12 protein-coding genes and 5 tRNA genes are annotated in these 12918 nt (G+C 56.3%); all 17 read right to left on the bottom strand.

Features of this window, described 5'->3' with window-relative positions; translation table 11 throughout:
- Positions 1-29 precede the first annotated feature (29 nt).
- The 17 genes from gshA to ACE3MN_RS05895 all read right to left on the bottom strand — a co-directional run bounded on the left by gshA (position 30) and on the right by ACE3MN_RS05895 (position 12763).
- Positions 30-1586: a glutamate--cysteine ligase gene (gshA, locus tag ACE3MN_RS05975; RefSeq protein ID WP_098363251.1), complete on the bottom strand. Its 1557-nt coding sequence runs from the start codon at positions 1584-1586 to the stop codon at positions 30-32.
- Between the two features lie 66 nt (positions 1587-1652).
- Positions 1653-2081, bottom strand: a complete 429-nt coding sequence (locus ACE3MN_RS05970; RefSeq protein ID WP_004123993.1) for a YqaA family protein — start codon at positions 2079-2081, stop codon at positions 1653-1655.
- The gene (gene yqaB, locus ACE3MN_RS05965) at positions 2078-2644 is read right to left on the bottom strand and encodes a fructose-1-phosphate/6-phosphogluconate phosphatase (RefSeq protein WP_004123996.1); all 567 of its coding nucleotides are present in this window, start codon (positions 2642-2644) and stop codon (positions 2078-2080) included. Before yqaB ends, ACE3MN_RS05970 begins: the two co-directional genes overlap by 4 nt.
- A 127-nt stretch (positions 2645-2771) precedes the next feature.
- Positions 2772-3086: a BON domain-containing protein gene (locus tag ACE3MN_RS05960; protein ID WP_024358427.1), complete on the bottom strand. Its 315-nt coding sequence runs from the start codon at positions 3084-3086 to the stop codon at positions 2772-2774.
- Between the two features lie 203 nt (positions 3087-3289).
- A tRNA-Arg gene (locus ACE3MN_RS05955) sits at positions 3290-3366 on the bottom strand.
- 192 nt (positions 3367-3558) lie between these two features.
- Positions 3559-3635: transfer RNA gene (locus ACE3MN_RS05950), tRNA-Arg, on the bottom strand.
- A gap of 192 nt (positions 3636-3827) precedes the next feature.
- Positions 3828-3904, bottom strand: a tRNA-Arg gene (locus ACE3MN_RS05945).
- A gap of 60 nt (positions 3905-3964) precedes the next feature.
- A tRNA-Arg gene (locus tag ACE3MN_RS05940) sits at positions 3965-4041 on the bottom strand.
- A 4-nt stretch (positions 4042-4045) separates the two neighbouring features.
- Positions 4046-4138 (bottom strand) — tRNA-Ser (locus ACE3MN_RS05935).
- A 323-nt stretch (positions 4139-4461) separates the two neighbouring features.
- Entirely contained in the window at positions 4462-4647 is a 186-nt protein-coding gene (gene csrA, locus ACE3MN_RS05930) for a carbon storage regulator CsrA (protein ID WP_000906486.1), read from the bottom strand.
- Between the two features lie 238 nt (positions 4648-4885).
- Positions 4886-7513 carry an alanine--tRNA ligase gene (gene alaS / locus ACE3MN_RS05925; RefSeq protein ID WP_024358428.1) on the bottom strand — a complete coding sequence of 876 codons (2628 nt, stop codon included), beginning with the start codon at positions 7511-7513 and terminating at the stop codon, positions 4886-4888.
- Between the two features lie 130 nt (positions 7514-7643).
- Positions 7644-8144, bottom strand: a complete 501-nt coding sequence (gene recX, locus ACE3MN_RS05920; protein ID WP_024358429.1) for a recombination regulator RecX — start codon at positions 8142-8144, stop codon at positions 7644-7646.
- 70 nt (positions 8145-8214) lie between these two features.
- Positions 8215-9273, bottom strand: coding sequence for a recombinase RecA (gene recA / locus ACE3MN_RS05915; protein WP_024358430.1), 1059 nt, complete (start codon positions 9271-9273; stop codon positions 8215-8217).
- A gap of 80 nt (positions 9274-9353) precedes the next feature.
- Positions 9354-9851, bottom strand: coding sequence for a nicotinamide-nucleotide amidase (gene pncC / locus ACE3MN_RS05910; RefSeq protein ID WP_049087226.1), 498 nt, complete (start codon positions 9849-9851; stop codon positions 9354-9356).
- Positions 9852-10305: 454 nt separating this feature from the next.
- Positions 10306-11184, bottom strand: coding sequence for a metal ABC transporter substrate-binding protein (locus ACE3MN_RS05905; RefSeq protein ID WP_004132219.1), 879 nt, complete (start codon positions 11182-11184; stop codon positions 10306-10308).
- An 8-nt stretch (positions 11185-11192) separates the two neighbouring features.
- Positions 11193-12056 carry a metal ABC transporter permease gene (locus ACE3MN_RS05900; protein WP_024358432.1) on the bottom strand — a complete coding sequence of 288 codons (864 nt, stop codon included), beginning with the start codon at positions 12054-12056 and terminating at the stop codon, positions 11193-11195.
- Positions 12053-12763 carry a metal ABC transporter ATP-binding protein gene (locus tag ACE3MN_RS05895; protein ID WP_165909807.1) on the bottom strand — a complete coding sequence of 237 codons (711 nt, stop codon included), beginning with the start codon at positions 12761-12763 and terminating at the stop codon, positions 12053-12055. Before ACE3MN_RS05895 ends, ACE3MN_RS05900 begins: the two co-directional genes overlap by 4 nt.
- Positions 12764-12918: the final 155 nt, after the last annotated feature.

Genomic DNA, 12918 nt, shown 5'->3' with positions numbered 1-12918 from the left:
GGCCGTTTTCTTTTTTACGGCCCGGAAAGCTACGCGTGCCTTGCCAGCAGCGCTTCAAACGGCTCGCTATCCGCCGCTTCCACCTTCTTCTGACGCTGTAGCGATGCTTCACGCTCGGCAACAAAATCCGCCTCGCTTAAAATTTCCAGCGGCTCTTCGCGCAGCATCGTCCGATAGCGATCGGCCAGCTCTCTGCCGGTACCGCCAATCCCCTCTTCAAGCATAGAACGCAGAATGCGCGCCGAGAAGGTTAATTCGGGATTGTCGAAGCAGGCGACCAGCTCATCGCAGGCCTGCTGATAGGCCTGGCATCCGTGGATGCTATCCAGCGTTTGCGCCACGCGGCGTAAATCGCGGAACAGATCTTTACCGACCTGAGCCAGCGGGTACTGCGCGGTTTCGCAGCCAATACCGAGCGTCAGGCCCGGCTTACGGCCTTCCAGAATCACCCGATTCCAGTTGGTGCGCGTGCACAGCAGCTCGTCGCTGCTCATCTCCGGCGCATCGGCCAGCACGCACCAGACCATAAACAGATCGAGGAAACGCACCTGCTGCTCGTCAACGCCAATCGGTGAGAACGGATTGATATCCAGGGAGCGCACTTCAATGTATTCAATACCGCCGCGCAGCAGCGCGTCGGAAGGCGTTTCGCCGCTGCGGGTCACGCGTTTCGGGCGAATCGGCGCGTACAGCTCGTTTTCGATCTGCAGCACGTTGCTGTTGATTTGCAGACGCTTCCCGTCTTTCTCCAGCCCGATATTTTCATACTCTTCGGAAGGCGTTTTAATCGCCCGCTTCAATCCTGCCACATACTCGTAGAGATCGTTAAACGTAATTCCGAGATTGCTTTGCGATTTATTGGTATAGCCCAGATCGCTCAGACGCAACGAGGTCGCGTAAGGCAGGTAGTACATGCCGTTGCTGGCTTCCTGAAAAGGCAGCGACGTCGGTTTGCCCTGCAGGAACGACGAGCAGATCGCCGGGGAAGCGCCGAACAGGTATGGGATCACCCAACCAAAACGGTAGTAGTTGCGAATGGAGCGGAAATAGCCCGCTGAGATCGCTTCTTTACCGCTTTCGGCATCCTCAACGCCGCACTTAGCCTGCCAGAAAGCCATCGGCAGCGAGAAGTTATAGTGCACGCCGGAGATAGTTTGCATCAGCGCGCCGTAGCGATTTTTCAGCCCTTCGCGATACAGCGTTTTCAGGCGGCCAATATTAGAGGTACCGTACTGCGCCAGTTCAATATCCTGGCCGGGCGCGATATAGCAAGGCATGCTCAGCGGCCACATGCGCTCGTCGCCAATATGACGTGCGGTATAGCGATGAACATCGCGCATAAAGGTGAGCATATGCTGGATATCACCATCAACCGGCGTAATAAATTCCAGCAAAGCTTCGGCAAAATCGGTGGTAATCCATTTATGAGTCAGCGCTGAACCCAGTGCCTGCGGATGACCGGTAGTGGCCAGCGTGCCGTCAGCATTGACGCGCAGCGTTTCGCGCTCAAGACCACGTTGAATACCCTGCAGCGCCTGCGGATTTTTTTCCAGCCAGGCCAGCGCCTGTGATACGTCCGGGATCAATTTGACCTCCCGCCTGTCGAAATCGTTTGAATTAGCATAATTGTAATGGTTGAACAATCAGTCCAATTAGTGCCACCACGTCATGCCCTGAAGCGTTATCGCCGCAACGACGATATAGCGTATTGCTTTGCCAAGGCATAAAAAAAAGAGCACTGGTCCCCAGGAAATGCGCATCCATCCCGCCAGTAAACACAGCAAATCGCCTATAACAGGCGCCCAGCTTAATAATAGCGCGGCCGCGCCGTAGCGCCTCAGCCAGCCGGACGCCTTCTCCTGCCAGCGCGATGTTTTGCGCAGCGGAAACAGGCGCCCCAGAATAACGTTAGTTACCCCTCCAAGGCTATTACCGATTATTGCTATTAAAACCAGTAACCAGGGCTGGCTCACCCCCGCCAGCAGCATGGCAATCAACACCACTTCCGAATTGCCGGGAAGCAGCGTGGCGCTCAAAAAGCTGCTGGCAAACAGCGATATCAGCGACAGCGAGTCGCTCACAGCAACCGCACGTCCACGGCATCCATTCCGGCGCGCTTCGCCGCCTGCAGACCAAAGTCCGCATCTTCAAAGACCACGCATTTCTCCGCCGCAACGCCCATGCGCTCAGCGCAGAGTAAGAAAGTATCAGGCGCGGGTTTATGGTTGGCGACATGATCGGCGGCAACTACCGCCGAGAAGTAGTGACGCAGGCCCAGATGGGCCAGCAGCGCTTCAGCAACGGCGCTCTCGCTGCCGGTACCGACCGACATCGGACGACGACCGTGCCACTCCTTAACCACCTCAATCAGCGGTAAGGGGCGGACGCTATCAAGCAGCATCGCTTTCACGGCGTCCGTTTTTTCCTGCGCCAGAGAGTGAGGATCTAAATCAGCCTGATTTAATTCGATAATGGCCTGAGCGATCCGCCAGGTAGGAGAACCGTTAAGCGCGACCATGGCCTGCATATCAAAACGCATACCGTAACGTCCCAGAACCTCGTTCCATGCCTTACGATGCGTCGGCTCGGTATCGAGGATCGTGCCATCCATATCAAAAATCAGTCCTGCGTAACGTTCGTACATCGTCTTCTCACCAACCGGTTAAGGAGGAGTTACTGTAACGCAAAAGGTCTGCTTTGTCGCTGCCAGCGGTAGATGCAACAAGGGCGCTCGATGGCGCCCTTGTTGATACAGATGCAGTGTGGTGCGTTTATTTGATTCTTAAATCGTTCTCAACCATACGAACGCCCTGCACTTTTCGCGTCACTTCTACCGCTCGTTTAGCGCTATCGACGGATGAGACAAAGCCGCTGAGCTGTACACGACCTTTAAAGGTCTGGACGCTAATTTCCGAAGACTTAATCTCTTTGTCATTGAAGAGCGCGGTTTTGACTTTGGTGGTCACGACAGTATCGTCAATATACCCACCGGTACTTTCCTTTGTGGATGAACCTGCGCAGCCCGCAAGCGTGGCGGCGACCAGAAGCGTCGCGCAACACGCAGATATTGCTTTGAACCATTTCATGGATTTCTCTCCTTGCACTTATCCCACCCAGGATCAGGTCGGTTAACAGGAATAAATTATAGTGGAAAGAGGGAGTTGCCAATGAAAAAAGTGCTGAAAGACGAGGTGAATTATTGCGTTTAAGAGGTTTTGAGACAAAGAGAGTGGCTGGAGATTATCTCGCAGACCATGAAACAACAGCGTGGCTGCTATCTCGGAGAATATGGTGCATCCGGGAGGATTCGAACCTCCGACCGCTCGGTTCGTAGCCGAGTACTCTATCCAGCTGAGCTACGGATGCATCGGGAAACTTGCTTTACTGCCGATATTGATACCGCTGCTGAAGCCGTATCAAGTAAGAGATGGTGCATCCGGGAGGATGACTCACTCGGTTCGCCCTTCGGGCCGTTGCTGAAGCAACGTTATCCTCCCTGGTGCTGGCGATTATCTCGCAGACCATGAAACAACAGCGTGGCTGCTATCTCGGAGAATATGGTGCATCCGGGAGGATTCGAACCTCCGACCGCTCGGTTCGTAGCCGAGTACTCTATCCAGCTGAGCTACGGATGCATCGGGAAACTTGCTTTACTGCCGATATTGATACCGCTGCTGAAGCCGTATCAAGTAAGAGATGGTGCATCCGGGAGGATGACTCACTCGGTTCGCCCTTCGGGCCGTTGCTGAAGCAACGTTATCCTCCCTGGTGCTGGCGATTATCTCGCAGACCATGAAACAACAGCGTGGCTGCTATCTCGGAGAATATGGTGCATCCGGGAGGATTCGAACCTCCGACCGCTCGGTTCGTAGCCGAGTACTCTATCCAGCTGAGCTACGGATGCATCGGGAAACTTACTTTACTGCAGATTTTGATACTGCTGCTAAAGCCGTATCAAGTAAGATGGTGCATCCGGGAGGATTCGAACCTCCGACCGCTCGGTTCGTAGCCGAGTACTCTATCCAGCTGAGCTACGGATGCAAAATGGCGGTGAGGCGGGGATTCGAACCCCGGATGCAGCTTTTGACCGCATACTCCCTTAGCAGGGGAGCGCCTTCAGCCTCTCGGCCACCTCACCACACGCCTCTTACGAGTGCTTCGAAGAACTTGTTTCTGCTCTTCGTCGCTGCGATGGCGCACATATTACTTTCTGGTACTTATAAGTCAAACCTTTTTTCGAGACCTTTTTTTCGTTTGCACACTTCCCGCGCAATTAGCCTGTGAAAACGGCAAAAAGAGTATTTTATCAACAAGAAATTGGCGATTACGCCGCTGCTAACGCAAAAGATAATTGTCGCGGACGCGGAGAAAGAGACAAAAAAGAGGGGCTATCGGAGAGGAAAAGTGGCAAAAACGGGGGATGGAAGGAAGCGCCTCACCGAATAGCGAGGCGCGAAAACCTTAGTAACTGGACTGCTGGGATTTTTCAGCCTGGATACGCTGGTAGATCTCTTCACGATGCACGGAGACTTCTTTAGGGGCATTAACGCCAATACGTACCTGGTTACCCTTCACCCCTAAAACTGTCACAGTGACCTCATCTCCAATCATGAGGGTCTCACCAACTCGACGAGTCAGAATCAGCATTCTTTGCTCCTTGAAAGATTAAAAGAGTCGGGTCTCTCGTATCCCGGCATTATCCATCATATAACGCCAAAAAGTAAGCGATGACAAACACCCTACGGTGTAAGCAGTCACGGCATCACATTCTGTTAAACCTAAGTTTAGCCGATATACACAACTTCAACCCGACTTTATCGTTATCAGTGCTTCTCGCGCAAGATGCTGTAATCCGAGAATCACAGCATCTATGCAATTATAGTTATTACAGTTTTGCGCTTACCCAGCCTTTCACACTGGCCAACGCAGCAGGGAGAGCAGACGCATCGGTACCGCCGGCTTGCGCCATATCCGGACGACCGCCCCCTTTACCGCCCACCTGCTGGGCGACCATACCAATCAGTTCCCCTGCCTTCACGCGGTCTGTCACATCCTTAGACACACCTGCAATCAGAGAAACCTTACCCTCTGCGACCGTGGCCAACACAACAACCGTTGAACCCAGCTGATTTTTCAGATCGTCAACCATAGTACGCAGCATTTTCGGCTCAACGCCAGCCAGTTCGCTGACCAGCAGCTTAACGCCGTTAATCTCTTCCGCTTTGCTGGAGAGATTTGCGCTCTCCTGCACAGCAGCCTGCTCTTTCAACTGCTGCAGCTCTTTTTCCAGCTGACGGCTGCGTTCTAACGCGGCACGTACTTTGTCGCCGAGGCTGTGGGTGTCCCCTTTCAGCAGCTGCGCGATATCGCTCAGCTGATCGCTTTGCGCATGCAGCATCGCCATCGCACCTTCGCCGGTGACCGCTTCGATACGGCGCACGCCCGCGGCGGTGCCGGATTCAGAGGTAATGCGGAACAGGCCGATATCACCGGTGCGCGAGGCGTGCGTACCGCCGCACAGCTCGGTGGAGAAATCACCCATGCTCAGCACGCGAACGCGATCGTCATACTTCTCGCCAAACAGCGCCATCGCGCCGGATTCACGCGCAGCGTCAATATCCATGATATTGGTTTCGATCGGCAGGTTGCGGCGAATTTGCGCGTTCACCAGATCTTCTACCGCGCGGATCTCCTCCGGCTTCATCGCTTCAAAATGCGAGAAGTCAAAGCGCAGCGCTTTGTCGTTAACCAGAGAACCCTTCTGCGCAACGTGCGTACCAAGAACCTGGCGCAGCGCCGCGTGCATCAGGTGCGTTGCGGAGTGGTTGAGGCGGATGCGCTGACGGCGAGCCTCATCAACATCGGCCTGCACGGCGTCGCCGACTTTCAGCGAGCCGCCGGTGACTTTACCGATATGACCAATGGCCTGACCGTATTTCTGCGCGTCGTTGACCTGGAAGGAAAAACCGGCGCCCTTAAGTTCGCCTTTGTCGCCCACCTGGCCGCCAGATTCCGCGTAGAACGGCGTCTGATCGAGAATGACCACCGCTTCCTGGCCCGCGTTAACCGCATCAACCGCTTTGCCATCGATAAACAGCGCGGTGACTTTGCCGTTCAGCTCCAGGCTGTCATAGCCCTTAAACTCAGAGACGCCGTCGACGCGGATCATCGCATTGTAGTCCGCGCCAAAGCCGCTGGATTCGCGCGCGCGACGGCGCTGCTCTTCCATTGCCGCTTCAAAACCCGCTTCATCAACTTTGATGTTGCGCTCGCGGCAAACGTCCGCGGTCAGGTCAACCGGGAAGCCGTAGGTATCGTACAGGCGGAAAGCGGTTTCGCCGTCCAGCGTGTCGCCCTGCAGTTTAGCCAGCTCTTCATCCAGCAGCGCCAGTCCGCGCTCCAGAGTACGGGCAAACTGCTCTTCTTCGGTCTTCAGCACCTGCTCAACCTGAGCCTGCTGCTGTTTCAGCTCTTCGCCGGCGGAACCCATCACGTCAATCAGCGGGGCAACCAGTTTCCAGAAGAAGGTCTCCTTCGCGCCCAGCATATTGCCATGGCGAATTGCGCGGCGAATGATGCGGCGCAGCACGTAGCCGCGGTTTTCATTCGACGGGATAACGCCATCGGCTATCAGGAACGCGCAGGAACGAATGTGGTCAGCGATAACGCGCAGCGACTTGTTAGAGAGATCGGTCGCGCCGGTAACCTTCGCCACGCTCTTAATCAGATCGCGGAACAGATCGATATCGTAGTTGGAGTTGACGTGCTGCAGCACGGCGGCAATACGCTCGAGGCCCATACCGGTATCTACGGACGGCTTCGGCAGCGGCTCCATGGTTCCGTCAGCCTGACGGTTGAACTGCATGAAGACGATATTCCAGATCTCAATATAGCGATCGCCGTCTTCTTCCGGCGTTCCCGGAGGGCCGCCCCAGATATGGTCGCCATGGTCGAAGAAGATTTCGGTGCAGGGGCCGCACGGCCCGGTGTCGCCCATCTGCCAGAAGTTATCGGAAGCAAACGGCGCGCCTTTGTTGTCGCCGATGCGGATAATACGCTCGCGCGGTACGCCAACTTCATTTGCCCAGATATCGAACGCTTCATCGTCGGTTTCGTAAACGGTCACCCACAGTTTTTCTTTCGGCAGGGCGAACCAGCTTTCACCGGTCAGCAGTTCCCATGCGTATTTGATGGCGTCCTGTTTGAAATAATCGCCGAAGCTAAAGTTGCCCAGCATTTCAAAGAAGGTGTGGTGACGCGCGGTGTAGCCGACGTTTTCCAGATCGTTGTGTTTACCACCCGCACGAACGCAACGCTGCGCGGTGGTCGCGCGCGAATAATTACGTTTGTCGAGACCAAGGAAGACATCCTTGAACTGGTTCATCCCGGCGTTGGTAAACAGCAGGGTCGGGTCGTTATGCGGCACCAGGGAGCTGCTCGCAACTACCTGATGTCCTTTACTATGGAAAAAGTCGAGAAACGCCTGACGGATCTCAGCGGTGCTCTTGCTCATAATTATCCTGAAATCAAGCTAACGAAATGTCGCTGGCAGCCACTACCCAGTATTGACCGGCAGGCTACTCACGAAAATAAAGTGGGAATAAGATAAGTTTTCTTCACGGGGAAGTAAAATCCCGGATGGGTCAATCTGCAAAATTTCGCCAGATTTCCTGAATATCTTCCATCAGATAACCGCGATAGAGCAAAAAGCGCTGAATTTTGACTTTTTCGGCAAATACGGTGGGCAGGGGTTCGCCATATTTTCGCTGCGCCTGCTCTTTGGCAAGCTGCGCCCAGTCGATTTCGCACTCGCGCATGGCTGCCTCTATCGTCTCGCGGGAAATCCCCTTCTGCTTTAGCTCCTGGCGGACGCGCGCCGGGCCGTATCCCTTGCGGCTGCGGCTGGCAATAAACTGACGAACAAAGCGTTCGTCGTCCAGATAGCGGTTCTCAATACACCATTCAACGACGTTATCGACCTCTTCCGGCGTCACGTTTAACGCTTCCGGGCCGTTTTTACTCATAACCGGCGCGGCCAGTTTGCGCCTTAGCTCCTGTTCGCTGTGGTCGCGCATTGCCAGAATGCGAATCGCGCGATCCAGCAGCCTGGCGTAGTCAGAGCGGCGGGATGAAGTTTCAGTCACGGGCAGCCTCGCTAATCAAAAAAGCAAAAGGGCCGCGTAAGCGGCCCCTTGTTAGTCTGTTCAGACGATATCAGAAATCCTGTTCGGTTTCCGCTTCGCTGTTGCCATCAACCGCGAAGTCCGGCGTGGCGTCCTGATTGCTCAGCAGCAGTTCACGAACTTTCTTCTCAATCTCTTTTGCCGCAGCCGGGTTCTCTTTCAGCCAGGAGATTGCGTTCGCTTTACCCTGACCAATTTTATCGCCGTTGTAGCTGTACCAGGCGCCGGCTTTCTCGATCAGCTTCTCTTTCACGCCGAGATCGACCAGCTCGCCGTAGAAGTTAATACCTTCACCGTAGAGGATCTGGAATTCAGCCTGTTTAAACGGCGCGGCGATTTTGTTTTTCACCACTTTAACGCGGGTTTCGCTGCCGACGACGTTGTCGCCCTCTTTCACCGCGCCGATACGACGGATGTCAAGACGCACGGAGGCGTAGAACTTCAGCGCGTTACCGCCGGTGGTGGTTTCCGGGTTACCGAACATCACGCCAATTTTCATACGAATCTGGTTGATGAAGATCAGCAGCGTGTTGGACTGCTTCAGGTTGCCCGCCAGTTTACGCATCGCCTGGCTCATCATACGCGCCGCGAGGCCCATATGAGAGTCGCCGATTTCGCCTTCGATTTCCGCTTTCGGCGTCAGCGCCGCAACGGAGTCGACGACGATAACGTCTACCGCGCCGGAACGCGCCAGCGCGTCACAGATTTCCAGAGCCTGTTCGCCGGTATCCGGCTGGGAGCACAGCAGGTTGTCGATATCGACGCCCAGCTTGCGTGCGTAAACCGGGTCCAGCGCGTGTTCCGCATCGATAAACGCACAGGTTTTACCTTCGCGCTGCGCGGCGGCGATAACCTGCAGCGTCAGCGTGGTTTTACCGGAAGATTCAGGTCCGTAGATCTCGACGATACGGCCCATCGGCAGGCCGCCTGCGCCCAGGGCGATATCAAGGGAAAGCGAGCCGGTGGAGATTGTTTCCACATCCATGGAACGGTCTTCACCCAGGCGCATGATGGAGCCTTTACCGAATTGTTTTTCGATCTGGCCCAGTGCTGCCGCCAACGCTTTCTGTTTGTTTTCGTCGATAGCCATTATTACTCCTCTCATGCCGGGTGTAACCGGGTAGTGAATTCTGTTCTGTTGAAGCAATTATACTGTATAGTCATACAGTATCAAGTATTTTGTAGAAATTGTTGCCAGAGGAGATTTAGCGCATAGGCCGTGGCCTGGCGGCGTACCGACTCGCGGTCTCCAGCGAAGCATTCGCGCCGGGTCACGCCCTGTCCGCTGGCGCTGGCGACGCCAAACCAGACGGTTCCCACCGGCTTTTCCGCGCTGCCGCCATCCGGTCCGGCAATGCCGCTGACCGAAATCGCATAGTCCGCGCGGGCCGCGCGCAGGGCGCCAATCGCCATCTCCACGACCACCGGTTCACTCACCGCGCCATGCTCAAGCAGCGTCGCTTCGCTGACGCCAATCATCTGCGATTTCGCTTCATTGCTGTAGGTCACAAAACCGCGCTCAAACCATGCCGAACTACCGGCGATATCGGTAAGGGTTTTGGCGACCCAGCCGCCGGTGCAGGACTCCGCCGTGGTCACCGTCGCGCCGCGCGCTTTCAGCGCCTGCCCCACCTGCTCGCTCAGCTGCATTAATTCGGAATCTGTCATTCGTCGCCCCACGTAAGCTGTACAACCAGGCCATCAAAGATAGCACTTTCAGCAGAGATATGGGGATGAGGTAACGAATTTACGAGTCGGCTTCCGAAAAACATCGACCGCGCCCGACGGCGTATTTTCGGATAGCCGCCAGGGGGCGCCGGTATACAATTCATCGCACGTATAAGGAAGAGTGAAATACGAGGTTACCAGGAATGGCTAAAGCAGCGATGACCTCCGAGCAGAACGTGAATACGCCTGCGTCTGTTTATCTGCGGCGTCGTGTCACTGTTTACCGCGCTACTGCCTATGTTTACCCGCTCATTTAACTCGCTGTACCAAGGCGTACAGATCCTGCTGGGGGTGAGCAGTATTGTCTGTGGATTGACATTAATTAAAAAAAATTCAAACAGATACTTGCAGAATAATAAGGTCAGTTAACCGGCCCGCGGCGGGCCGGCTTCATTTATTTCATACTCGCCGCAATCAGCTCCACGTTGTGGCGCAGCATTTTCACGTAGCTGTCCGCCACGCCGCCCGGTTTAGAGAGCGCTTCAGGGTAGAGCTCTCCTCCCGGCTGCGCGCCCGTTGCGCTGGCAATCTGTTTAACCAGTCTTGGATCAAGCTGATTTTCCATAAACCAGGTATGCACATCGTCGGCTTTAATTTGCTTGATTAAGGCCGCCACCTGCGCCGCGCTGGCTTCACTTTCCGAAGACAATCCCTGCGGCGCGAGGAAGGTCACGCCATAAGCGCGGCCAAAATAGCCGAACGCGTCATGGCTGGTCAGCACCTTACGCTTTGCCTGCGGAATGGCGCTGAACCGATCTTTTGCCCAGCGATCGATCTCATTGAGCTGGCTGATATAGCGCTGACCGGAGGCCTCCAGCGCCGACTTATCCTCCGGGTCGGCTTTCACCAGGCCGTTGAGGATATTCTGCGCATACAGCGCACCGTTCGCGGCGCTGTTCCACGCGTGCGGATCGGTTACCGTTGCGCCATCTTCTTCCAGCGTATGGGTTTTTACGCCGCCGGAAGCCACCACCAGCTCGCCTTTAAACCCCGATGCCTTAATCAGCCTGTCCAGCCAGCCTTCCAGTCCCAGGCCGTTCACCACCACCACATCGGCTTTGCTCAGCAGCGCGCTGTCTTTCGGCGAGGGTTCAAAGGTGTGCGGGTCGCCGTCCGGCCCCACCAGCGTATCTACATGCACATGTTCGCCGCCAATCTGCTGCGCCATATCGCCTAATACGGAAAAACTACTCACCACGTTTAGCGTTTTCGCCATCACCCCGTGCGATGCCAGACCCAACGCCAGCGCCAGCCATATCCCGGTACGTTTCATCATGTTCCTTACCCCATTAATTTACGCCAGCCGACAACCAGCCGGCTGCGCGTGCCAAAAAACACCGATATAAAAAAGATACCGCTGGCGGTCAGCACAATAGCGGGCCCGGCTGGCAGGTTTGCCGCCCACGACAGGCTCAGCCCCATCCATGCGCAAAAGCCGCCGATGAGCGCCGCCAGCAGCAGAATGCCCGGCAGCGTCCGCGCCCAGCAGCGCGCCGCGACCGCGGGCAGCATCATGACCCCCACCGCCATCAGCGTGCCGAGCACCTGAAACCCGGCCACCAGATTGAGCACCAGCAGGGCGAGAAACAGGCCGTGCAGCAGCGCAGGCAATCTTCGCGCGTTTACCTGAAGCCAGACGCTGTCGAAGGCTTCGCTGACCAGGCCGCGATAAAACAGGGCGATGCCGATCAGCGTCAGGCTGGCGACGCCGCTCACAAACACCGCCGAATCGCTGTCCACCGCCAGAATCGAGCCGAACAGCAGATGCAGCAGGTCGACGTTAGAGCCGCGCAGCGAGACCAGCGTGACGCCCAGCGCCAGGGAGCCGAGATAAAATCCGGCAAAGCTGGCATCCTCTTTTAAAGGCGTGCGTCGGCTGACCCACCCCGCCACCAGCGCGACCGCGATGCCGGCGATAAAACCGCCGACGGTCATCGCCAGCAGCGACATCCCGTTGAGCAGATAGCCCGCGGCCACGCCGGGCAAAATTGCATGCGAGAGCGCATCGCCCATCAGGCTCATGCGGCGTAAAAGTAAGAAGACGCCGAGCATGGTGGTGCTCAGGGACAACGCCAGGCACACCAGCAGCGCGCGGCGCATAAAGCCAAATTCGATAAAGGGCTGAATGAACGTATGCCAGATCATGCCAGCCTCGCGCCGTGAAAGGCGGGAAGCACATCAGGCGTACTGCCCCAGCGGGCGCGCTGCGGCGTCAGCAGCATCGTTTCCGGGAAATAGTCGGCGACCCGCTGGTTATCGTGCAGCACCGCCAGAATCGTCTGCCCCTGCTGATACATTTCCAGGATCAGCGCCATCAGCTCGCGGCAGGTGGCTTCATCGATGCCGGTAAACGGTTCGTCGAGCATCACCAGCGGCGCGCGCTGCACCATCACCCGCGCGAAGAGCATGCGCTGAAACTGGCCGCCGGAGAGCTCCTCAATCGGCGTTTTCGCCAGCGTTAACAGCCCCACCCGCTCTATGGCTGCGACGATGCGCTGACGCACCTCTCCGCCGAGCCCGCGCAGCAGCGATACGCGCGGCCAGGCCCCCTGGCTGACGACATCCTGCACCGTGAGCGGAAACTGCGACTCCAGCGCATGCCGCTGCGCCAGCCAGCCGATAACCGGCCGTCCCTCGCGCCAGTTCAGGCGGCCGCTGACCGGCGGAATAAACCCGGCCAGCGTCTTTAACAGCGTCGATTTCCCGCAGCCGTTCAGGCCGACGATCGCGGTCATACTCCCCGTTGCAAGCGTGCCGCTAAGCGACGGCGTAATCGCCAGGCCCTCATAGCCCGCCACCAGGTGATCGAGCTCAATCATGGCAGCGATACCGCCCACCAGGTTGCCAGCCACAGAGCGGCCAGCAGCACGCAGGCCATCCCCAACCGGGCGATGCCTGAAGTCATCAATAAGGAAGTCAATGTTTACGCCTCAATAAAACGTTATAACATAACAATATTAAAAGAGGCGTGAAATGTAAATTGGCGTCAACAAAAGGAAATGCTGCA

The organism is Klebsiella grimontii (assembly GCF_042137965.1).
Classification (GTDB): Bacteria; Pseudomonadota; Gammaproteobacteria; order Enterobacterales; family Enterobacteriaceae; genus Klebsiella; species Klebsiella grimontii.
Note: the sequence above shows the minus strand (reverse complement) of the source record. Positions and strands in the feature narration are given on the sequence as shown.

What these genes read in the sequence shown, in the direction of transcription:
- yqaB (WP_004123996.1), bottom strand. Translation starts at nt 2,644, where the DNA reads ATGTACGAACGTTACGCAGGACTGATTTTTGATATGGATGGCACGATC.
- ACE3MN_RS05960 (WP_024358427.1), bottom strand. Translation starts at nt 3,086, where the DNA reads ATGAAATGGTTCAAAGCAATATCTGCGTGTTGCGCGACGCTTCTGGTC.
- csrA (WP_000906486.1), bottom strand. Translation starts at nt 4,647, where the DNA reads ATGCTGATTCTGACTCGTCGAGTTGGTGAGACCCTCATGATTGGAGAT.
- alaS (WP_024358428.1), bottom strand. Translation starts at nt 7,513, where the DNA reads ATGAGCAAGAGCACCGCTGAGATCCGTCAGGCGTTTCTCGACTTTTTC.
- recA (WP_024358430.1), bottom strand. Translation starts at nt 9,273, where the DNA reads ATGGCTATCGACGAAAACAAACAGAAAGCGTTGGCGGCAGCACTGGGC.
- pncC (WP_049087226.1), bottom strand. Translation starts at nt 9,851, where the DNA reads ATGACAGATTCCGAATTAATGCAGCTGAGCGAGCAGGTGGGGCAGGCG.
- ACE3MN_RS05905 (WP_004132219.1), bottom strand. Translation starts at nt 11,184, where the DNA reads ATGAAACGTACCGGGATATGGCTGGCGCTGGCGTTGGGTCTGGCATCG.
- ACE3MN_RS05900 (WP_024358432.1), bottom strand. Translation starts at nt 12,056, where the DNA reads ATGATCTGGCATACGTTCATTCAGCCCTTTATCGAATTTGGCTTTATG.